This is a genomic window from Pedobacter sp. N36a, from assembly GCF_014472395.1.
Lineage (GTDB): Bacteria > Bacteroidota > Bacteroidia > Sphingobacteriales > Sphingobacteriaceae > Pedobacter.
The window spans coordinates 45,517-69,202 of record NZ_JACSZW010000013.1 but is presented as its reverse complement, the minus strand read 5'-3'; the positions used below and the strand labels follow the sequence as shown (position 1 = coordinate 69,202).

General features: G+C 42.8%; 16 protein-coding genes. 4 read left to right on the top strand and 12 right to left on the bottom strand.

All coding sequences use genetic code 11. From position 1 onward, the window contains the following. Positions 1-31 precede the first annotated feature (31 nt). Together H9X96_RS20470 and H9X96_RS20465 are read left to right on the top strand one after the other, a co-directional pair. Positions 32-1,297: a family 16 glycosylhydrolase gene (locus H9X96_RS20470; RefSeq protein WP_187668070.1), complete on the top strand. Its 1,266-nt coding sequence runs from the start codon at positions 32-34 to the stop codon at positions 1,295-1,297. A 24-nt stretch (positions 1,298-1,321) separates the two neighbouring features. Continuing rightward, a complete protein-coding gene (locus tag H9X96_RS20465; protein ID WP_187668069.1) occupies positions 1,322-2,962 on the top strand; it encodes a beta-N-acetylhexosaminidase in 1,641 nt (546 codons plus the stop codon). Between the two features lie 166 nt (positions 2,963-3,128). Here the strand turns inward: H9X96_RS20465 and H9X96_RS20460 are convergent, their stop codons facing one another. Genes H9X96_RS20460 through H9X96_RS20440 form a run of 5 tightly spaced genes read right to left on the bottom strand, consistent with a single transcriptional unit; the run spans position 3,129 to position 11,188 of the window. Next, positions 3,129-4,229 (bottom strand): family 16 glycosylhydrolase, encoded by a 1,101-nt coding sequence (locus H9X96_RS20460; RefSeq protein ID WP_187668068.1) that lies wholly within the window; start codon positions 4,227-4,229, stop codon positions 3,129-3,131. A gap of 22 nt (positions 4,230-4,251) precedes the next feature. Next, a complete protein-coding gene (locus tag H9X96_RS20455; RefSeq protein ID WP_187668067.1) occupies positions 4,252-5,538 on the bottom strand; it encodes a glycoside hydrolase family 2 TIM barrel-domain containing protein in 1,287 nt (428 codons plus the stop codon). 16 nt (positions 5,539-5,554) lie between these two features. Next, positions 5,555-7,219, bottom strand: a complete 1,665-nt coding sequence (locus H9X96_RS20450; protein ID WP_187668066.1) for a RagB/SusD family nutrient uptake outer membrane protein — start codon at positions 7,217-7,219, stop codon at positions 5,555-5,557. Positions 7,220-7,263: 44 nt separating this feature from the next. Further along, positions 7,264-10,320 carry a TonB-dependent receptor gene (locus H9X96_RS20445; RefSeq protein ID WP_187668065.1) on the bottom strand — a complete coding sequence of 1,019 codons (3,057 nt, stop codon included), beginning with the start codon at positions 10,318-10,320 and terminating at the stop codon, positions 7,264-7,266. A 31-nt stretch (positions 10,321-10,351) separates the two neighbouring features. After that, entirely contained in the window at positions 10,352-11,188 is an 837-nt protein-coding gene (locus tag H9X96_RS20440; RefSeq protein WP_187668064.1) for a PKD domain-containing protein, read from the bottom strand. Between the two features lie 170 nt (positions 11,189-11,358). On the opposite strand from H9X96_RS20440, the gene H9X96_RS20435 reads away from it, so the two are divergent. Beyond that, positions 11,359-14,256 carry a triple tyrosine motif-containing protein gene (locus H9X96_RS20435; RefSeq protein ID WP_187668063.1) on the top strand — a complete coding sequence of 966 codons (2,898 nt, stop codon included), beginning with the start codon at positions 11,359-11,361 and terminating at the stop codon, positions 14,254-14,256. Positions 14,257-14,361: 105 nt separating this feature from the next. On the opposite strand, the gene H9X96_RS20430 is transcribed toward H9X96_RS20435, so the two are convergent. Then, positions 14,362-15,855, bottom strand: coding sequence for a PLP-dependent aminotransferase family protein (locus tag H9X96_RS20430; protein ID WP_187668062.1), 1,494 nt, complete (start codon positions 15,853-15,855; stop codon positions 14,362-14,364). Between the two features lie 89 nt (positions 15,856-15,944). On the opposite strand from H9X96_RS20430, the gene H9X96_RS20425 reads away from it, so the two are divergent. Beyond that, the gene (locus H9X96_RS20425) at positions 15,945-17,135 is read left to right on the top strand and encodes a multidrug effflux MFS transporter (RefSeq protein ID WP_187668061.1); all 1,191 of its coding nucleotides are present in this window, start codon (positions 15,945-15,947) and stop codon (positions 17,133-17,135) included. 116 nt (positions 17,136-17,251) lie between these two features. Here H9X96_RS20425 and H9X96_RS20420 read toward each other — a convergent pair whose 3' ends face one another. From H9X96_RS20420 to H9X96_RS20395, 6 genes are all read right to left on the bottom strand, one after another. Continuing rightward, positions 17,252-17,740 (bottom strand): DUF4625 domain-containing protein, encoded by a 489-nt coding sequence (locus H9X96_RS20420; RefSeq protein ID WP_187668060.1) that lies wholly within the window; start codon positions 17,738-17,740, stop codon positions 17,252-17,254. Between the two features lie 73 nt (positions 17,741-17,813). Then, a complete protein-coding gene (locus tag H9X96_RS20415; protein ID WP_222943948.1) occupies positions 17,814-18,350 on the bottom strand; it encodes a DUF4625 domain-containing protein in 537 nt (178 codons plus the stop codon). A 50-nt stretch (positions 18,351-18,400) separates the two neighbouring features. Beyond that, a complete protein-coding gene (locus tag H9X96_RS20410) occupies positions 18,401-20,644 on the bottom strand; it encodes a TonB-dependent receptor (RefSeq protein WP_187668059.1) in 2,244 nt (747 codons plus the stop codon). A 127-nt stretch (positions 20,645-20,771) separates the two neighbouring features. Beyond that, positions 20,772-21,137, bottom strand: coding sequence for a hypothetical protein (locus H9X96_RS20405; RefSeq protein WP_187668058.1), 366 nt, complete (start codon positions 21,135-21,137; stop codon positions 20,772-20,774). 231 nt (positions 21,138-21,368) lie between these two features. Continuing rightward, a complete protein-coding gene (locus H9X96_RS20400) occupies positions 21,369-22,271 on the bottom strand; it encodes an AraC family transcriptional regulator (RefSeq protein ID WP_187668057.1) in 903 nt (300 codons plus the stop codon). A gap of 119 nt (positions 22,272-22,390) precedes the next feature. Beyond that, positions 22,391-23,632, bottom strand: coding sequence for an FAD-binding oxidoreductase (locus H9X96_RS20395; RefSeq protein ID WP_187668056.1), 1,242 nt, complete (start codon positions 23,630-23,632; stop codon positions 22,391-22,393). Positions 23,633-23,686: the final 54 nt, after the last annotated feature.

Sequence of the window (23,686 nt, the reverse complement as noted above, 5' to 3'; positions counted from 1 at the left end):
ATCAATATAAACCAATCCTAAACTAAGAATTATGAAAATGATGAACCTCCTGATGGGCAGCTCCATCCTGCTATTTTCCTGTTCAAAAGCGCTGCAGCCTAGTCCGGATCTAGCTGGCAGTAAAAACCTGCAAAGCAGTACCCTTGCTCAAAGTGCAACGACATTGACTTCCCTAAGCGCTACCTGGGACCTGGTTTTTGCAGATGAATTTAACAGCAGTGGAAGCTTCGATACCAGTAAATGGACTTATTGTCCGAGGCAATCCCCTGCATGGGCAAAATACCTGACTTCCACCACCGACTATGTTGCTCAGAATGGAACAGATCTGGTATTGAAAATGGACAATGCGGTGATCGCCGGCGATGCGGTACCCTACCATTCAGGAGGTATTCAAACTTCCACAAAATTCAGTTTCTTGTATGGGAAAGTGGAAGTTAGGGCAAAATTTAAACAAGGACAAGGCTCATGGCCTGCCATCTGGATGATGCCCGAAACACCCGTGGCTTATGGTGGCTGGCCAAATAGTGGGGAAATAGACATCATGGAACATGTCAACTATGAAAACTCCATGCACCAAACCATTCACAATGCCAGTGTTACCAGTGCCTCTGGTGGTAGTTCAGCAACCAAAACGACGGCTTACAACACTGCAGATTATAACATCTACGGCATCATCTGGAGCCCTTCTTCCATTCAGTTTTATGTCAACAATGTCCTGCAGTATACGTATAACAGAGCTGCCGGTGCCACCTCCTCACAATGGCCCTTCGACAAGCCATTTTACCTGATCTTAAACCAATCTGGCGGTGCAGGATGGCCTGGAGCCATTACCAATGCAGACCTTCCTTTTAACATGAATGTGGATTATATCAGGGTGTATAAGGAGGTTCCTGTGCTGGGCAATCCTGGTTTTGAAGATGCTGCGCTGGCACCCTGGGGCAACTGGAATCCAGCAGGAAATACCGCTGTAGTGACCACCAATTTCAGGTCTGGTACAAAAGCAATCAGACAGCAAGGCGGCGAAACCTCTTTGGAACAAGTGATTACCGGTCTGAGCCCTAATACGACTTACGTTTTTGGAGGTTATGGAAAGGTAAGTGCCGCAGGAGAATCTGCAATGTTCGGCGTTAAAAACTATGGTGGTGCTGCCGTAAACACTGCAATTACCGCTACGAGCTATACCAATTCTTCCCTGACTTTCACTACAGGTGCCACCAATTCTTCAGTCACCGTTTACATGTACAAGCCAGTTGCCGGAACTGCTTATGGCGATGACTTTTACTTTAATAAATTATAATTCAACAGCGTTAAACACACACAAATGAACAAATTCTTTCTTTGCCTTTTTACATTACTGCTGTTAAACGCAGAACTGCATGCCCAATTTAATATCATCCCTCAACCCTTGGAAGTCATTAATACTTCCAAGGGTTCTTTTAACCTGTCGGACAGAACCCCTATCGTCTTTAAGCAGCAGGGTTTAGGAAAATCGGCCTCCTTTTTAAATGCTTATTTAAGTCAGTTTTACGGTTTTAATTTGAAACAAAGTAAGGCTACTGCACAAGGGATCTACCTTAGATTAAACCATAAACCTGAAAGTAGCAAAGCTGCTGAAACTAATCATACTACTGGAAACTATTCCCTTGAAGTGAAAAAGGAAGGTATTTTCATTAGCGCTGCTACCGAAGAAGGTGTTTTTTACGGCGTTCAGACCTTGATACAGCTGCTGGATCCGAACTCAAAAGATAAAACTTTGGCGGTTCCTTTTGTGAAAATCAAAGACGAACCACGTTTCCAATACCGCGGGATGCACTTGGATGTAGCCCGTCATTTTTCTACGGTATCTTTTGTGAAAAAATACATAGATTACCTGGCGCTCCACAAAATGAACTATTTCCACTGGCATTTAACAGACGATCAAGGCTGGAGAATTGAAATTAAGAAGTATCCAAAATTAACGGAACTCGGTTCGAAACGTAAAGGCACCATCACCGGTTTCCTGCCAGGAAATGGGAATACCAATATCCCTCATGGAGGATTTTACACCCAGGAGGAAATCAAAGCAATAGTTAAATATGCTGCTGACCGATACATTACCGTCATCCCTGAAATTGAAATGCCAGGTCATGCTTCCGCAGCATTAACCGCTTATAGCTATTTAGGATGTACCGGCGGACCATACAAAGTTCAGGAAACCTTTGGTGTTTTTGACGAGGTTTTTTGTGCAGGAAATGAGCAGACTTTTACCTTCTTTCAGGATGTCATAGACGAAGTAGCGGCACTTTTCCCAGCCAAATACATTCATATTGGTGGTGACGAATGTCCGAAAACCAGCTGGAAGAAATGTCCGAAATGTCAGCAGCGTATGAAAGACCATCAGCTAAAAGATGAGCATGAATTACAAAGCTATTTTGTACAGCGCATGGAGAAATACATCAATAAAAAAGGGAAAAGCATTATTGGATGGGACGAAATTTTAGAAGGTGGCCTCGCTCCTAATGCCACTGTAATGAGCTGGAGAGGTGAAGACGGAGGTATTGAGGCGGCAAAACAAAAACATTATGCCATCATGACGCCCGGTAACTATATGTATTTTGATTACGCCCAAACTGCTAAAAGAGATTCATTAACGATGCCAGGTTTGACCACCTTAGAAAAGGTGTACAGCTATGAGCCTATTCCTGCTGGTCTTCCAGCTCAATACAGAAAATATATTCTTGGTGCACAAGCCAACGTATGGACAGAGTATATGAACAACCCTTCCAAAATAGAGTATATGATTTTCCCAAGGATGTCTGCTTTAAGTGAAGTGGTCTGGAGCAGCAAGGAAAGCAGAGATTGGACCTCATTTCAAAGTCGCTTGAAACAGCAGTTTAACCGTTATCAACTTTGGGGTACAAATTATTACAAGGACGCACTCGAAAACTCCAGAAAGTCACCTGCTTTCCAGGGGCATTTTTAGTTTCTTCTCCCTCTCCAACTTCATGTCGCATTTTGCAACTTAAAGTCTACAAACTACTATTCAATCCAGTGACGAATGGCTACATCATATAATTCAGTCAAATCAAAAAGCCCGGCAAATACCGGGCTTCTGTACTAAAAACGCACTTTGGCATCCTTACCAGGGATTATTGTTTTTGAAAAACCCTTACATAATCTACCATCATCTTTTGAGGGAATGAAGTAGCAGAATCAGGGCTTCCAGGCCATCTTCCACCTACTGCTACATTCAGCAGGATAAAAAATGGCTCATGAAATTCATTGAATGTTGCATTGGTAATGTCCTGCGTATAAAATGCCACATCATCCACCAACCAGGTCAGTTTTGTTTCATCCCACAGTAATGAAAACACATGGAACTTTTCAGAAAAATCACCTTTTGGCAAAGCGTAAGGTTTGGTCACATGCGCATAAGTCCCTTCATTGTCGTAATGAATCGTACCATAAACCGTATTGTCTTTTCCTGGCCCACCGCCAACTAATTCCATGATGTCAATTTCGCCGGAATAAGGCCATTTTTTCTCATCAATATTGGCACCGAGCATCCAGATTGCAGGCCAGATCCCCTGACCTTTTGGAAGCTTTGCGCGAATGTCTAACCTGCCATATTTAAAGCTCTTATTGTACTGCGTTTTCAACCTCGAAGAAGTATATTGAAAACCACCAAAAGCTTCTTTTTTCGCAGTAATCGTCAGGTATCCATCGGCCAAGCTGGTATTTTCCTTGCGGTAATACTGCAATTCTGCATTGCCCCAGCCATCTGTACCATTGCCAATTTCTGCAGTCCAATCGGCGGTATTTAATGTGCTGCCGTTAAACTCATCCTTCCAGGACAGCTTCATTCCCGGATAGCTTTCTGGGGTCACATAGCCGGCATCGCCATTGGCAACCACTACCTCAATATTTTTGCTGACTACAGCAGCGCTGTTATTCGGACCATAAGCCGTTACCTTTACCACATAAGCACCACTGGCGGTGTACCTAAAACTGGCTTTTCCATCGGTAGTACGAACAGCCTCTTCGTTATCGCTAACACCAAAGCTAAAATAATAGCGGTCTGCCTGTTCTGCGGTGGCGGACACTTTAACCAATCCTGAACCATCATTCTGCAGTTCCACCGACAATTGTAAGTTTGACAAAACCACAGGTTTCTCTGGCTTTTTACAATACACCATTAAAGGAATCAGGAAGACCAGCAGCCAGCTGTATTTATTGAATAAAGGTTTCATACGCTTGAAATTGAATAGTTTATTAGTTGACGTAAAAAGGAATATTTGCGGTACCTACATTATTATGGCCATCAGACACATACACGAACAAGCGATAAGCACCCTTGGATGCTGGTGCAGTCACCTGAACCTTTCCATTTTCCAGTGGTTTTAGTCCAGTAGAAACTACAGAAGGTCTTTCTTCATAATCTCCGCCTTCCCCTACTTTTGTCGCCTCTGGCAACATTTCATAGCGATAAGTCAATTGATCGTTATCTGGATCCATGGCCTCTACTACCGCTTCATAATTACGGCCAGCCTTTAAATGCACGCTGTTCAGTGCCATTTGGCCATCCAATTGAAAAGCATAAACATGAGGCGCTTTGTTTGTCGGATAATGACCTGACCACAGGAATTGCATCACATCTACCACCTCAGATTCTTCTCCTTTTTCTGTGAAAACACCGTACCAGGTAGGTGTCCTTTCCTGCTTCTGTCCCCATAAAAACACGTAAGAACCCAGACATTTTTCTTTGTCATTTGCGATTCCATACAAGTACTTTCTCTTATAAACCGCTGCTTTCTCGCTGCTCGATTCTTCTATCGGCGCTTTCCAGGAAGTTTCTAAACCTTCCCAATGACCAGTCGGGCCCCATTCCGTTACCATATACGGACCTTCCCAACCCAGCTTAGCAATTTGCTGAGGCAGCTCTGTCAGGCCAGCATAAGTATTGATCGCTAAAATGTCAACCGCTTTGGCATTCGCCTTAATATAGTCCACTTCTTTTTTATTGATGCCCGCCAATACCGTACTGGCCGGGTGATTCGGATCTTCTTTATGGATCATTTTAGCGATCTCATTCACCGCATCCCAAACCTTCGTGTTTTTGTAAGAAAGGTTCAGCTCATTGCCAATTCCCCAGGCTAGTAATGCCGGATGATCTTTGAATTTAAGCACTTCCGCACGAACCTTTTCAAACTGCTTTTTAACCGCTGCCGGATCATCGTAGTTAAAGCCATGGCGCTCAGCGGCAACTGGCAAACCCATCAAAACTGTCAGTCCGTAATGCTGTGCAGAATCTAAAATCTGCTTCGCGTTTTTGGTATCCCAGGTCCGCACAGAGTTCCCTCCGTAAGCGGCAATGCGGCTCATATAGCCTGTTCCCCCTGCTCCATTGATATAATACGGTTTCCCGTCACGCATCAGCTGATATCCAGCTCCTTCCTTTTTCACTGCCACTTTAATCGCAGCCCCGGATTTTACATCCTGGGCTGCAACAATAAAGGGGAAAGCGAAACATAATACTACAGCTAATCTCTTTCTAAACATGGTATCCATTTAATAGTTAATAATCTTTATTCTGCACTAATTTTCTGTTTCTCTCCAATTCAATCTGAGGAATTGGCAGCAGGTTAAAGTGTTCTTTGAACTGTCTATTTTCCAAAATCTCGTCTGTATACACAAAGCTACCATCGTTATTTTTAACAATTTTCACTTTTCTTACCGGCTGATTGAAATACGTAGAACCGAGTTTCCACCTGCGCACATCATAAAAACGGTGTTCTTCAAAGGCCAATTCTACTCTTCTCTCATTGATGATTTTATCCCTCATCTGAGTTTTGCCCATGGCCGTTAAATCAGGTTGACCCGCTCTTTTTCTCACTTTGTTGATCGCTTCCAGCACCGTTCCATCCGGACCTACGGCTTCATTCTGTGCTTCTGCATAAATTAATAAAATCTCTGCATAACGCATAAATATCCAGTCGTTGTCTGCACCCTGATACACATCAGCAGCAGTCACATACTTCTCATCAATGAATTTCTTCAAGCCATAACCGGTTTTGGTACGGTCTCCGTTAGAAGCTTTATTGGCATTTCCACCTTCAAAAGTTTCTACGGTTACGCCTTTCCAGCTCGATCCATTTCTCAATATTGATTTGTCCAGACGGCTATCGCGATCTTTATACGGGTCATTTTTCACATAATTGCTGGAAGGATCATTGATCGATTTACCATCTTTCATCTCATAGCAATCTACCAGGTTTTGAGTGGCATGAAAACCACCCCAGGCACCACCAATTACAGAAGGTGCTTCAATACTCATGGCTAGTTTCCAGGCCGTTTCATGAATTCTGCCCGGTCTGCCGTATTTCTTCGCAAAAATCACTTCCTTATTGCCCTGCTTGTCCATAAAAAGACGATAGAAATCAGGATGGGTGTCATACACATTCAGGTTCATTACCTCCTTTGCTGCTTTAGCGGCATCTGCCCAGCGCGTCTGGTCGTTTGAAGGATTGTTCAGCGGACTTGCATAATAGAGTAAAACCCTTGCTTTGAGCGCTAATGCGGCACCTTTAGTGGCCCGACCGAGGTCAGATTCAGCATAGATCGGCAGCAAATCAGCCGCTGCAGCATCACACTCTGCTACAATAAATTTCACACACTCTTCATAAGAATTTCTCGGTACTTCCAGGTCTTCAGAAATTTTCTGCTCCGTGATAATCAGGGGTACCCCCCCAAATGCCTTGATCAACTCTGCATAACCAAAAGCACGCAGAAAGCGTCCTTCAGCCTTCAACCTCGCTTTCAATGCCGTCTCTGTAGTCGGCACCGCATCGATTCTGGCCAATAAAACATTTGCCTTTCTAATCATCGCATAATTGGCCTGCCACATTTCTGTAGAGAAGTTAAAATTGGAGCTGTTCAGGTCTCCTGCCTGGATCAGGTTTACATTCAAAGAAGCGTGTGCTTCAATGTCATCAGTTGCCATATCTAACAAGCCAAAACCAACCGACCAATCCTGTCCCAATCCGGCATCACGGCGGTCGAAACCGCTCAATAAACTCGAATAAATATTGGTAACGAACTGATTGGTTAGGGTAATGTCTTTGAAAACTGCTTCATCAGACACGAAATTGGTAGGCTTTACGTCTAATACATTTTTACAGGAATAAGCTACTGAAGCAACAAATGCGAAGCAGATTAGCCATTTTATTTTTTTAGTCATCATAATATATGCTGATTTAATATGAATTAATAATTATACCGCAGGGCTTAGAACTGAACATTTAACCCGAAATTGAAGATCTTTTGCTGTGGATAGTACCAACCTAAAGTGCTGGTGTTTTCAGGATCCACATTCTTCATGTCCGTGATGGTAAACAGGTTTTGTCCATTTGCATATATCCTTACTCCAGTTAATTTCAGCTTCGCTAAAAACTCATTCTTGAAGGTATAGGCAACTTCTACGTTCTTTAACCTTAGGTAAGTCGCATTTTTTAGCCAGAAGCTGCTGGTTACATAATTGTTTCCATTGGCATTGAGCCCCAACCTAGGCAGGCTGGCATTGGTATTATCCGGAGTCCATCTGTCCAGCCACTCTTCCGTAACCGTTCCGCTATTGTAAAAAGCCCAGGCAGAATTCTGAGTCAGCATCTGCTGAGATCTTGCCGCCCCCTGCAATAAGAAGCTGACCTCAAAACCTTTGTAATTCACACCTCCACTAATGCCGTACATGATTTCTGGCAGAGAACCACCACCTAGATAAGTCACGTCAAAATCGTCTATTATTCCATCTGGAACACCATTCGGACCACTAATGTCCTGATATTTGATGTCGCCAGGCCCAGTCGATGACATGAAGGCACTCGTTTTAGGGGAGTTGTTATAATCTTCCATATCTTTAAAAATACCAATCGCTTTATAGCCATATTGACCACCATTCGGGCGACCAGTAATTTTTTTCCCTGGAGGAACATTCGAAGCTTCTGCAGCTTCAAGAATTTTATTCTTCGCATAAGTCAAATTCCCGCTCAGGAAGTAAGACCAGTTATTGGAAAGTCGGTTGTTATGACTCAGCACCAATTCGACCCCCCTGTTGCGCACTTTTCCGATGTTTTCCGTTGGCAGATTTGCACCAAAAGATAAGGGCACAGACAGGCCTCTGGTTGCCAGGATGTTTTTACGCTCTTCATTGAAATAAGTGAAATCCACACCGATCAGGTTGTTCAGGAATTTAGTTTCAAAACCAATATCTGTTTTAGTGGAAGTTTCCCAGGTCACCTCTGCATTCGCTACTGCTCCTGGCGTTAAACCATTGGATAAAGTACCGCCAAAAGGATAGTTATTTGGCACTAAGTCATACCTGTTGTAATACCCAAAGCGACTAGGAATACGATCACTGCCCAGCTGACCATAAGATCCCCTGATTTTCAAATAATCAATCACTTTAACCCCTTTCATGAAATCCTCTGCCGTCACTAACCAGCCTGCGGATACTGCCGGGAAATAGCCTGTTCTTTTACCCGGAGCAAAGTTTTCAGACTCATCACGTCTTAAACTACCCTGGATAAAGTACTTATTGTCATAATCATAGTTTACACGTACTGCAGCACTTCTTAAACCTGTTTTATCTTCACGATCAGACAGCACTTCATTCTCTGCAGGACCAAAATTGATCAGTTCCAATGCAGAACTGGTGTAAGCGTTTCTGGCGCCGCGCAAACCGCTGTTCTGATTTTCCTTCTGCAGGAATAAAGCCAGGGCAGAAATCCCATGTTTACCGAAACGGTTTTCATAGTTTAAATGAGCCTGAAACTCTAAGGATTGTCCTTCACCGAAATCTTTAGATAGCGAAGATTTTGACGGTGCAGAACTCTCAAAAGTTCCATCTGCATTCTTCACATATAATGGTACCCAGGCATTCCAGGTTTTATTGTAGCTGAAGTTACGGTCAAATGCCATCACCCCTTTTACCGACAATCCTTTTACCCCAGGAATGTCCTGAACCAATTGGAAATTACTCAGCAGGTAATTGCTGGAAGTTCTGTTGTAACCGCTTTCTTCTGAGATCATCGCCAATGGATTTGGGTAAGAGCCCGGACTAGCTAAACGTCCGTCTGCAAATTTCGCCAGGTAAATCGGCGGGTTACGCAAAGTGTGTTCAAATATTCCACCTGAAGGCGGTGCCTGTCTGTTCTCCATTCTGCCGGATAAATCCACCGAGAAACGAGTCGTATTGGTGACCTGAATATCTAAATTAGATCGCACGTTATATCGCTTGTAATTCAAAGATTTATACAAACCATCTTCATTCAAATAACCCAATGAAGTGAAATACTTCACCTTTTCTGTACCACCGCTCAGGGAAACATTGTGCTGCATTCTTGGTGCAGTTCCACCAAGTACTAAATCCATCCAGTTGGTATTTGGATACAATTCAGGATCTGAACCTGATCTAAAACCATCCAATCTTTCCAGAGAAAACTCAGGACTTGCATTTGGATTGTCATTCAGTTTTGCCTCATTGAACAAAACTGCGTATTCATAAGAACCTAGATTTTTAGGCAATCTAGTCACTTGTGACACCCCATAATTCATGGTATAACTCGCAGTCACTTTACCTATTTTACCACGTTTAGTGGTGACTAATACGACACCATTCGCCCCTTTCACACCGAAAATTGCGGCAGAAGAAGCATCTTTTAAGACGTTCACCGATTCTATTTCATTCGCATCCATCTGTGAAAAATCACGGAAGGAACGCACGATACCATCAATCACGAATAAAGGCTCCATCGTGGCATTGCCGAAAGTAGCGTTACCTCTGATGTAAATTTGAGCTGCATCCGCACCAGGTTCTCCTGCGGGCTGTTTGGTAATGACCCCCGGAACACGTCCGGCCAGCGCATTACTTAAATCTCCTACTGGACTCTGCAATAACTCTTTATCATTTATGGTAGAGATCGATCCGGTCACGCTGGACTTCCGCTGACTGCCATAACCTACTACCACCAACTCATTAAGGTCGTTTGCAGCATCTTCCATCGTCACATTGTACACTCCTCCTTTTGAAATCGCTAGTTCTTTACTTTTCGAGCCGATATAGCTAAATACCAGGATGGAACTTTTTTCGGGAATACTTAGGGTATAGCTGCCATTTCCATCAGATAAAGTGGCCACAGTTGAGCCTTTCAGCAAAACAGATACACCGGGCATTGGAACGCCGGTTGGATCGGTTACCTTTCCAGATACAGACCAACGCTGCGCATTGGCCTCCTGCAAAAAACAGGTACTGATCAAAAAGACTACTAATTGTATAATTCTTCTCATTTCTTTATTTTTAAAACTTAAACAAAAGGGGTTATTGTGTCACAAAGCGGAACTGAAATACAGTTTCATTGGCTTTTCCGCCTCTAAGGACCATTTCTGTGTCTGTGATCGAGATGATCCTGTAGTTATTCGAACTCACATCAGTCACGCCGATAAATTGAGTAGGAACAGCGCCCGGAAGGGTGATCGTCGCTAAACCAGCACCTGCAACTACTGTAGAATAGTTAAAGGATACATTACTGTAAGAACGGTCTGCCCCGCAAGCATAATTTGGCTGCACATTTCCTGCGTTAAAGGTTGCCCCATTCGCATTGTAAGTGATCTTAAAATCATTGTTTACAAAGGAGAAAGTATAGACATCATCTGCCTGACAAGCCGCTAAAGAACCTCCTCCAAAGTATTCAGCAGGGTTATTTTCTGTACCTACCGTAATTGGCGCAAGGGAATTGGGATCCAATTTCCAGGAATGAGCGATTAGTTTTTTAAAGGTCTCACTGTTTAAAATTGGCGAGAGGTCATCGCTGGCTACCGTCACTTTTGCCGTAGACACATCATAACCACCCTGTCCATAAGCATAGAGTTTTACATTATAATCACCCTTTTTTAGAAAGTAAGCTTCCTTATTTGCTGCACCTGCCGAAAGTCCTTGTCCATCGCCCAGATCCCATTGATACCGGTAAGCATTTGTTGAAGTACTTTGCAGCAAAAAGGTATTCGCTTTACCTGTAACCGGGCTCACTGTAAAAGCAGCTTTTGCTGCTTCTCCAAGTTCTCCCTCTTTTTTCTTACAGCCGAAAATTACAAACGAAGCCAGCAAAACCGGCAGGTACAAGGTCTTCACCCGGTACGAAGATTTTAGAAATTTCATAAAGTTATATTTGGTTTGTTGAAGGGTAAAGGTATTAAGTGTTCCTTCCCACAGTCTTTTTAGGGGTACATCAATACTACATCATACCTCGAAAAAATAGCTTTAAGCAAGGTTTTTTTTCCTGCATCAAGGAAACTCTACAATTTATAGCTATTTTTATTTCCACCATTATGACCAGACTAAACCAGCTATTCACTTTCCTTTTTTTCCTTTTCAGCAGCTTCTCATTCGGACAAAATCCAATTGGCTTACCGGATATCAGTCATTATGAAAAAACCGCTTACAGCGCGGGTACACAAAACTGGGCGATCCAGCAAGACCGGAATGGCATGCTCTATTTTGCAAATAATGAAGGGCTGCTCAGCTTTGATGGAACTTATTGGAAGACCTATCCTATTTCCAATAAAACCATAGTCCGCTCTCTGGCCATTGCAGATGACCATAAGATATATGTTGGTGCACAAGGTGATTTCGGTTATTTCTCTCCTGTGGAGAATGGAAAACTGCAATACCACAGTCTGATTGATAAAATACCTGTTGCCGACCGGTCTTTTGCAGACATCTGGGACATTGTGGCCTTAAATAATGAAGTATTCTTCCGCTCTGGAAAGCGAATCTTTAAATTGGCTGATCATAAGATCACTGTCTACCCGAATGAGTCAGAATGGATCTTTCTAGGCATGGCCAATAAAACCCTCATTGCACAGGATAAACAGAAGGGACTGCTGCAATATAAAAACAAGCAATGGCTTCCATTTTTAAACCATCCTCTTCCCGGAGCCGGATTTCTGCTCACCTCCATATCTGCCTATCATGCAGACACCTTATTGTTATCCACTTGGCAAAACGGACTGTACACCCTCAGCAACAACACCTTAAGCAAACTACCCGGTTATCAGTCGGAAAAATACAGCAACAAACAAGTATCCAAAGCCTTCCGCTTAAATGACGACATGCTGGTAGTGGCCACCAATATCAGCGGCTGTTATATCGTCAATAAAAAAGGCGACATTCTTTATAATTTTTCCCGGAGACTAGGCCTTCAAAGCAATGTAGTCTTGAGTATGCTGAAAGACAAGCAGCAAAATCTTTGGCTAGGATTGAATAATGGCATTGATTTCATCGCAAATAATGATGCCATCAGACACCTCAATCCAGAAGTTTTCAATGAAGGTGTTGGGCATACTTCTATGCTGTACCACAACGAGCTTTACCTTGGCCTATCCGGTGCACTGTTCAAAATTCCGGTAAAACCAGGTGCCGACATTAGCTTGCTGCAAGATAATTTTAAATACGTAACGAATACCGAGGGACAAGCATGGGGCATGAACATCGTGAACGACCGCCTGCTATTAGGGAAACATGAAGGTGCTTTTGAGGTCAAAGGCAATACCGCGATTAAGTTGGCAGATGGTAAAGGCTACTGGAACTTCCTAGGCTATCAGCTCCAGCAGCAAGCCGTTATCCTAGCCGGAAATTACAACGGAATAGACATTTTAGGCGAGAAAAACGGCAGTCTTGCTGCCATAGGAAAAATTGAAGGCTTTAATGAATCGGCTAGGTTTACTACCGTAGATAAAAACCAGGTAATCTGGGCTTCTCAACCCTATAAAGGGGTTTATAAAATTGAGCTCAGCAAAGCCAATGCGCCGAGAATCAGGTTGTATACCCAAGCCGATCAACTCCCTTCTACTTATAATAACCACGTTTACCGGGTTAAAGACCGGGTAGTGGTCAGTACAGAAAAAGGCATTTATGAATACAACCCGAAAAGCGACCAATTTGAACCCTCCCCATTATTCCATTCCGTTTTCGGCGACTTGTACATCCGCTATTTAAAAGAAGATCCAGATGGCAATGTCTGGTTTGTGCAAGACAAGAAACTCGGGGTTTGTGATTTTTCTAATGGCAAACCGAAACTCATCTATATTCCAGAGATGAATGGCAAACTAGCAAGCGGATTTGAACATGTAAACCCCATCAATAGAAACAATATTCTGGTGGGCGCACAAAAGGGCTTTTACCATATCAATTATGAAAAATACTTAAAAGGCTTGAGTCAGCCGGTAGTGCGTATCAACGTGGTTAAAGCGATTGGTAAGACGGACAGCCTACTTTTTGCCGGTTATTACGGAGAAGTGAACGACCTAAAAACGCAGCAGCTCATTCCAGAAACCAAGTTCAGCTCCAATTCTTTCCATTTTGAATTTGCAGCAGTATTACAGAAAAACCAGACCAATATCACCTACAGCTATTACCTGAAAGGATTCGACAACAAATGGTCAGCGTATAGCATAAAAACCGAAAAAGACTATACCAATCTACCCTATGGTAGTTATACTTTTCAAGTAAAAGCCCGTAATAATTTCGGCGAAGAATCTTCCGTAACGAACTACGATTTCGTGATTCTTCCGCCCTGGTACCAAACTCTTTATGCTTACTTTTTCTATGCGGCACTTACCGTATGGCTGATGTATTTAATCTATAAAAGACAGCAAAAGAAGTTTTCAAAACAGCGGGAAGAATTCCAGAAAGAACAGGAACGCCTAAAATATCTGCACCAGCTGGAAATCGATAAATCTGAACAGGAAATCATTAAACTTAAAAATGAAAGGCTCATCACGGAAATAGAGATTAAGAATTCAGAACTGGCCTCTACTTCTATGCACCTGGTTCAAAAGCAGGAGTTGATCACGAAAATCAAAAACGACCTCAGTAAATTGAATACCAATATTCCTTCTGATGAGAACCTCTATAATTTAAGAAAGATCATCAGATTACTGTCTTCGGAAGAAAAAAACGGAGAAAGCTGGGAGCAGTTTTCTATTTACTTTGATAAGGTACATGCCAATTTCCTGGAGGACTTAAAAGCGGAATACAGCAACCTGACTAATAACGACTTGAAATTAGCGGCCTATTTAAAACTGGGTCTATCCACCAAAGAAATTGCACAGCTGATGAAGATCTCGCCAAGGGGTGTAGAAATCAGTCGCTACAGACTCAGAAAAAAGCTTCAAATTCCAGCAGAGGTAACCCTGTTTGATTTCCTATCAGAGTTCAGGAATTAAATAGAGATCATCTCAAATATGGCTAAGGATATGGAGCGCCAGCGAATAAGCAAAAGCATAGAGGTAATCATTTTTCGTGCTAACAGGAATAAATCATAGTCGAATTTATTCTTCCCTTAAAATACTTTTCAACATGAGCACTGCCGCTTCCATGAGCTGATGGCTAAATCCGGTAAAGCCTATAATCAATGCTTTTGGATGCTTAAAATCTATCGCTAACTCATCTACAGCATAGATAAATACTCCCCTTGCTCTAGCTTTGAGCGCAATGGCTGTGCCATCCTGATTGGTAATTAGCCAGGCTACCAGGTGCATTCCTGCCTCGGCTGCCGCAATCCGAAGCTGATTTCCAAGGTGTTGTTTTAACAAACTAATCAATTCTTCCTGTGCTTTTCGATAGATCAGCCGCATTCTTCGTAAGTGTCGGGTATAATGACCTCCAAGGATAAACTCCGTTAAAATGGCCTGGTCAATTACCGGGCTCTGCCGATCAATAACTGCCTTTGCAATCGTAAATTGCTGTGCAATGGCTGCTGAAGGCAGCACCATGTATCCAATTCTTAGTGCAGGAAATAAGGTCTTGTTAAAGGTACCCACATAGATCACTTTTCCAAAAGTATCCAGCCCTTTGAGTGCCGGTATTGGTCTATTTACGTATCTGAATTCACTTTCATAATCGTCTTCTATCACCCACATGTCCTTTTGGGCGGCCCATTTCAGCAGCTTTATTCTTTCCATTAAGGGCATTGTTTCTCCCAATGGATATTGATGTGATGGCGTTACATACGCCAGTTTTGCCCTTGGAAAATTTGCCATCGCATAGTCCAGATCCATCCCTGAATCTTTTATAGGAACCGGACATATTTGAGCACCGAAACGGGCAAAAGCGGATTTCGCACGTAAAAATCCGGGGTCTTCCATCCAGCATTGATCTTCTTTTTTTAAAAGCACTTCTGCAATGAGGTGCATCGCCTGACTAGAGCCATTGACCAGCACAATCTGATCCGCAGTGCAGCTGATGGAACGGTTCATCCGAAGGTAATCTGTAAGGGCTTCCCTCAATGGCAAATACCCCTGCGCACTATCATATCCCAAATGCAGCTGATGAATATTCCGGTACACATTGGCCGCAATTCTCGCCCAGATCTGGAATGGAAAATCAACCAGAGAAGGCGTAGAAGGTTGAAATGGCAGCATTGCCTCCTGCCCCACATAGTTGAGCACATATTTTGTATGTGAAGGAAGATCAGTCATCTCAACTGGTTGCAAAACTTTTTCTTCCGGGGATACATGCTGCTTAGATTTCCTGTTATCAGGTTTTAGTTCATTGACTTGCTCAGAAACATAAGTACCATTACCTGTTTGACCGTTTAGAAAACCTTCGAGTGTCAGCTGTTCAAAAGCCAATAACACACAATTTCTGGAAATACTAAATTCTGCCGCCAGGCTTCTGGTAGAAGGCATGCGGTCGCCATGCTTCAGCATTCCCTCAAATACGCCCTGCTTCATCGCAACATACAACTGAATGTAAAGCGGTGTTTTAAGTGTGCGATCTAGATGGATGAAAGTCAGCAGGATTTCAGGCGATATTTTGCTCATAAAGTGGCTCCATAAATTACTTACATAATGGCTCTTTCTACGGAACCAATGTAAGCTTAGTTTTGCAGAATACAAATGACTATTTCACCATGCAAAAGCGCAATCTGCACCCAGTACTCGTTACACTCACCCTAGGTATTTTAACGGCTATAGGATCTATTTCCATTGACATGTATTTACCCGCTTTTAGTGTGATGTCTTCGTATTTTAAAGTACCAATGGTGCGGATGGAAACTACAGTAACGCTGTTTCTATTCGGGATGTCATTTGGTCAGTTGTTTATTGGTCCTCTTTCTGATATATGGGGTAGAAAATTACCCTTAAAAATAGGCTTGACAGTTTACATTTTATGCAGTGTAGCTTGTATGCTGACCAGCTCTTTCCCCCTATTATTGGCCTTACGATTCCTACAGGGCTTGGCAGGAAGCGCCTGTCAGGTAATCTCCAGAGCATTGGTCAATGATTTATATAAGGGTAATCGCGCGGCACATGTCTTCACACTTCTACAAATATTGATGGGGGTTTCGCCCATTCTTGCCCCTATGGTTGGCGGTCTGCTCTCTGATGAGTCTACCTGGAAGTACTTGTTCTTGATTATGGCCCTGCTTTCAGGAATGGGTTTATTGGGTTGCTTAACGGTGCTGCCAGATGGAAAACCCGGTACCGTCATCAAGAAACTAAATTTTAAAGGCATCCGAAAAGGTTACAGCCAATGTATCAAAAGCCCTTCCTTTGTCAATTATGCTTTAGTGAGAGCGGTAAGTAACAGTGCTGCCTTTGCCATGATTACCGGTTCTCCTTTTGTATTTACTCAAATCTATTCCATCGGCGAGAAACAATTTGGTTTTATCTTTTCTTTGCTGGCCGTAGGGATTATTTGCACAGGTATCATCAATACGAGGTTGCTGAAATATTTTGAAGTCAAAGTCATCACAAAATATGCCTTGATCTTTCAGCTGATTACCGGACTGGGGATGATCTTAGTGATTTACTTTAATGGCCCATTCTATGTGCTCCTGACCTTTACTTTTCTATTCTTATCGATGCTGGGTCTGATTTTACCAAATACAACAGCTTTATACCTGGCTTCCTTACCTGCGTTTTCAGGTTCAGCATCAGCACTGATCGGCTCACTGAGTTATTTATCGGCTTTCCTGATTACTTCGGTTTTAAGTTTACTCCATAATAACACTGCTTACCCGATGGTATTCACGATGTGGACTTGTACGATCGTTGCTTTGGGCTGTTTGCTGTTTAGGAGAAGGAATAACTATCGTTAGACATGACTAAACTAAGTCCTTTACATAAAATCGCCTGGATAGCGATAATTGTTTACTGCTTTAAGTATAAAAAAAGAGGCCTTACAGATGAATATGGTAAGGCCTCTTAGCCATGATTAATTAATTTTGATGCTCAGTCCTTTGATCGTCTGCCAGCCTTCCTTGTCCGTAAGTCTGATCATAAAATGATAATCTCCTGGATCTATGTCGGCAGGAACATCAATCTCTGTGTTCAGCTCATAAGATTTCAGTCCGGCTGGAATAGCGATATTCTTAATCAGTAAAAATGGCTTTACCGCTTGCTTTACCGGTGCCATGTCACATTCTTGCAATTCTGTACTGTGGGTATGGTGGTCAAAATTATGATGAATGTCTACACTCACTGAGCCTAGTTCTTTATTATCGCTCAGCAGTGCTTTAAAGGAGAACTTCTCTCCTCTTTTCAGCACACCGCACTGCTTTGGAAATGCAGTCGGACTATCTGTATTAATTTCCGGGTAAGTTGTATCTATCGGCTCTGCCTTATCTTTACTGCAATTGCTCAGCGCTGCAGCCAAAAACAAACCACCAACCAACAGGTTCAGTTTCTTTACATTTATCCTCATCGTTATTTATAATCTATGGTGATTGGAATCACCTTGTACACACTTCTGTTATAGGTCGTATTTTTATACAAAATCACCAGGTTATACTTCCCGGATGCCCATGACTTTTGTCCGCTGATTGGCTGAGCATGGTCTCATTGCGGGAGATCATATCGCGGCCAATGACAGGATCTACGGGCATATTTGTAGGATCGGTAATGGTAATTTCTTCCTTGATTTCTAGCTTTGTACCGTTTTCATCCTGTACAATAAACAAGAAATCATACTTTCCTTCAGGTGCTTCCGCAGGCACCGTAAAATGCTGGTGCACATTCGTGTTTTTTGTGCCGATGTATTCTTGCCAGTCGAACTCCAGTTTCCAGGTATTGCTATACTTTTCCGTACTTTTCTGCAGGATTCTAAGCTGTACCGCCTTTATTTTACTCGCCGCAATTACAGCTGCATTAAAATGGAAATCTCTTCCCCTTAGCGCTTGTTTATTGTTCGCAGTACCGATCTCTATATTATCGGCAGTCGGTTTGGCCAGTTCTATCCGCTCCTTCTCCTTTTTACATGCCGAAAAAGCTATGAAAAAGAAAAGCAGCATGGCCATCATTTTAGTTGTTTTCATGTTTAATAATTTGCCGGTGTTTAACCTTTTGTAAGTGTACATTTATTGGTTTATGATTTGTGAAATGGAATATTAAAAGGGAGTTTTATAGAGATAATAAGGTTCCTGCCGGATTCCGGAAGACCGATTAAGCGGTAAAAACTGGTGTGGTTCAGGTAGCGTGTATTCATCAGATTCTGTGCTTGCAGACTGACCAATACAGGTTGCTTTTGGAACCACAATTCCGTTCCGATCTGCAGGTCAATCAAACCATATCCTGGTGTTTTCTTTTCTGGCGGAACAATGTTATGCTGACTGGAAGTCAGCCTGTAGTCTATAGAAAAATAAGTCTTTTGGAAGTGTTCGTTAAGCACTGGCGACCAGCTCAGGTTAAACAATGCCGAGGCAGGAGGAGAAAATGGAAGCGTGTACCCTTTCTTGTCCCCCGACAATTGCCGTGCGTATAAATATTCTCCAGAAAAAGAAGTAGTCAGGGTTTTCAGAAGTTTCAATTTGAGCTGCAGCTCTCCCCCATAACGAAGCACTTTACTCTGCGCATATTGGAAAACCTGATTCCCCGCACCGTAATAATCGTCGTGTCTGGACGTCGGATTTAAGTAAATGTAATTCGGGAAATAATTGTAAAATGGGCTGAGCAATACTGACCATTTATCAGCCGTCCAGCCCAGACTTAAATCTGCCTGATAAGAATGTTCAGCATCGAGCCTAGGATCTCCCTTTTCAAAACTGAAATAATGGTAATTCACCCCATTAGCGCCGAGTTCCTTTGCAATTGGCATCCGGAAACTTTTACCCACATTGGCTTTCAAGGAAAATTGCTCCAGGTTATAATTCAATCCGGCCGACCAAACCAGGCTGTGAAATGTCCGGCTCAGGTCTTCCGAACGTACCAGTTTTTCAAAGGCAGCAGGCGCGTTAGCGGTACGCTTCGAGGCAAACCAATCTGTATATTTGAACATATGGAGATGGCTAAAATCATACCTTAAAGCGCCATGAAGCAAGAAATCATCATTTATTCTATACTTATCGTACGCAAAAATCCCTGCCGAAACCTGCTTAAAAGAAGGCACTAAAAAAGTCCAGCCGTTGATGGTGTTTTGCTGATATTCCGCACTGAGCCCAGTCGTGAATTCATGTTTCCCAAATAACAGCTTATCCCTTAAATTGAAACTATATACCTGTTTGTCAAACTCCCGTTCCAGATTCGGAGCAATCGACATCGTATCGGGATATACTGGCGGCATAAAACCATGGTTCACATACTGGCTAAACTCTTGTCGGAAGTTGCGCTGATAACCCAGATCTAAGAAAAACTGATGTGCATTGACCCGGTATTCTGTCCTGTTGATCAGCTTAAAATGGTTCACCTCCTGACTGGGCATTTGGATATCCCTGCTGGAGGCATCGTGCATTTCTTCGTCTACATTTCTCGGCTCCAAGCCATGTGCATTGGCGAAAAACCCGCTTTTGCTGTATACATTACTAAGGTAAACCAGGGATTTGAAACGCTGGCCAATATATCCAGTCGTATAGTGTATAGCCGTTTCTCTGCCTGCGGTATTGCGCAATTGTCTGTCCTGCAATTTTACTGCATAATCATAAACGAAGATTGTATCGATGGGCACGCGGTAATCTCCATAATTCTGGTAAGTAAGCCGGGCATCAAAAAACCAATTTTCCTGACGTCCGTTGAGGTTTACGGAGCTGCCGTACAGCTTATTGTTACTTTTGCCCAGAACATTTACCGATCCGCCCAATGAATTTTTAGCGGGGATGCTTTGGGGTTTAAGGTCTATTACTCCGGCAATTGCATCAGAGCCATACCTAAATGAGGCAGCCCCTTTAATCAATTCCACTTCGCCAAGCGCAAACTGATCGATCTCCAATCCATGATCGGCCCCCCATTGCTGTCCTTCATGTTTCAATCCCTGATCAACTACCAATACCCGATTAAAACCTAGTCCGCGGATAAGTGGTTTAGACTGACCAGAACCAATGCCGATGGTTTTAATTCCCGGCAAACGCTCCAGGGATTTCATTAAACTTCCACCCAGGTTGCGCTGTATAAAACCGCTGTTCACAATTTCTATATTTAAAGCTTCTTCTTCCTTGCGCAGCTGTTGCCGGCGGTCTTTAATGATAACTTCTTTCAGCTGTTTTGGAGCTTTTTTTTGAGGCTTTAACGTAGTATCTTGAACAGTCTGATGGCTTTGTCCAAAAACCGCAGGGCTGCAAATGAAAATCGGGACACTGCAAATTAAAAAGCATAGGAATAACCTGTAGAATTTCTTCATGGAATTGAAAATGTTGGAAAAAAGGGATGCGCAGAAACTTAGGGACCTTAAATAGGTCTGCAAAAACTCATCATCCGGATTAAGAATAATTTAGATCGCAAATGACCGCTAGAAAGCGGCCAGAAAATTAGGCCGTTTGGGGTGGTCCCTTATTGGTAAAACCCTGAACTGTGATTTTATAGTTCCTGGTGAAGCGATGCGGAATGGTGCTGATTAATTTTGAAAACACCGAAGGTAACTCCATAAGGTAATGGGAGAATATTTGCTTACCCTGGATATGGTGGTAATAATCGCAAACGGAGCATTTATCTGAAAGCTGTAATTGTTCTTGTCTGCTATTTGGCTCTGGATTGTTATTTTCTTGATGACGACTATCAACTGCCGTATGTTCGTGTAAAATCGGAGCAGCAGCAATACATAAAAACAGCAAGACCATCAGTAAGGATACCCCCTGCTTTAATCTGAACTGTATTTGTTTTTTGCTTCTTCTCACAACTGCATCAAAGTTGCATTATTATTTCATAACAAACAAGATAAATGCAACAAAGTTGCCAAACGTAAGATTTGTAAGCTCCCCAACAAAAATGAAATACAAATTTTTTTATCCTATCTTTCTCCTCCTAATGACTTAAAAGGCGACTAGCGCCATCGGAAAAGAAGCGACTGCTAATGGTGTGAAATTTGGCATCTGTTTACCCAACGCGGTAAAAACCTATTATAGTTTTTATGCGCCCGCATAGTTCACACGGCTGATTTGTCGGTATCGGTCCACATAATCACGAGGGGTTTGCCCGATCACCTGTTTAAATACCCGGTTGAAATTAGTAATGCTATTGAAGCCCACTCTAAATGCGACTCCGGAAATACTTTCCGAGCTTTCCCCCAGCACCAGACTTTTACAGGCATCGTTTACCCTTACTTCGTTTAAGAAAGAAACAAAGGTATGCCCAGTATGCTTTTTAAAATAGCGACAGAATCCTTGTCTGGTCATACATGCGGAATCTGCTACATCTTCCAGGGAAATCTGATGGTTGTAATTCAGCGTAATAAAATTGATGATTTTGCTCAGGCGCATGCCTTCAGATTCCGAAAAATCAGGGGAATAAAGATTGGAACAGAGTGATGCTGCTGTTTCGCTGCTTGCATTTAAGCGGTCTAAGAATTCCAGGAAATGATGCAGCCGATTCGATCCGCCTGCATTGTGGATGTCTATAATTCTCGAGTAAAACTCATTTTTCATCGCTTTTGGAACTTTAAAGCCATGCCTCATTTTAGTAAGGAAAGCGGTACTGAGCTTCATCTCCGGCAGGTTAAACAAAGGTGCCATTAATCCTGCCGGATTGAAGTATAGGGAAAGTGCCTTGATTTCGATTTGGCTATCAGGCAGGAAATATTCTGGGTTACTCTTAAAAAGGTGCGGCAGTTTTGCCCCGATCACAAAAATATCTCCGGATTGAAAAGCATGGAGATCATTTCCAGCCAGTAAGGTCCCTTCTCCTTTCTGTATCCAGGTCACCTGCCATTCATCATGGCGGTGAAAATGGGGATAAAAATGAGGCTGGGCAATCATTTCCGAAATCACACTCTTGTCGTCCGGAACAAGAATGGTGAATGGCAATACCTTCATAGCTTATATTTTGGTTGGTCTGGCAATTAAAGCTACCAATATTCACCCTTAATACAAAGGGCAGAAACTTTTCGGTTAATATCCTGCTATATATTTTGACTAAACAGCACACCAACCCACTATCGATCAGGAGAAAAAATCGCAATATCCATTTCAGGAGGTTGTTCTGCGATCAGCTGGCTCACCAGAAAGCCGGTTGCAGGTCCTAAACTCAGGCCCATCATTCCATGTCCGGTAGCCACAATCAGGTTAGTCAGCTTTTTAGTTCTGCCAATATAAGGTAAACCATCTGGTGAAGAAGGTCTGAATCCGAACCATATGTGTTCTGCTTTTGGCAATAAAGGATTTAAATCCGGAAAATATTTGGGAACGGATTCTACAATTCCCTTTACCCTTTTCATATCCACCCTTTGGTTGATTTTATCCAGTTCCATCGTGCCGCCAAATCTCAATCCCCCGTCCATTGGCGTAATGGCCACTCTTGCTTCACAGAGCAATGCTGGAATGGTCATCCTTTCTTCGATTTCCGGCTCCATAAAGGAATAGCCTTTTCCGGGCATAATGGAAATGTCCAATCCAGCAGTTTTTGCAATTGCCGGCGACCAGGAGCCGGTAGCCAGCACGTAATGGTCTGCTTCCAAAAGTCCTTTTTCAGTGCGTACTGCGATGATTTTGCCGCCTTTTTTCTGAAGTTCCTGTACTTCTTCTCCCTTACGAATTTCGACACCATTCTTTTCCAGGTACCTGGTTAGTGCAGCAATGAGCTTGCCCGGATATAAATGGGAGTCACAACGGTAATGAACGGCGCCAAGTACATCAAGATCCAGTTTCGGCTGCAGGGCTTTACAGGCGGCGGCATCCAGCAGGGCCATATCCAGTCCTAATTCATTGCCTTTTGCTGCAAGATGTGCCTCTTCTTCCGCTGCTTTTTCCGTTTTATAAAAGGCCAGAATCCCATGGTTACTCATCTCGAACTTAAAGTTTTCTGCTGTAGCGAGTTCTTCGTATAGTTTTTTGCTGAGTAATGAAAGGTCTCTTAATGGAACTGCTGCTTTTGACACTTGCTTTTGGTTCGCATTTCTCATGAATTTGATCCCCCATTTCAGGAGATCCATATTCAAGGAAGGGCGCACATAAAACGGACTTTTCGCGTCAAACATCCACCTGATCCCCTGAGTGATCATTCCCGGTGAGGCCAAAGGCACAAAATGGCTGGGAACAATCATGCCGGCATTGCCCAATGAGCAGGAATCCCTGATTTCTCCTTTATTGATGATGGTGACCTCGTAGCCTTTTTTATGTAAATAATATGCGGTGCTGAGCCCCATTATGCCCGCACCAATGATTAAAACCTTAGACATAATGCTGTTGTAAATAAACGTAGGTATAGTTTAAAATAATTCCCTGTGTAGTTC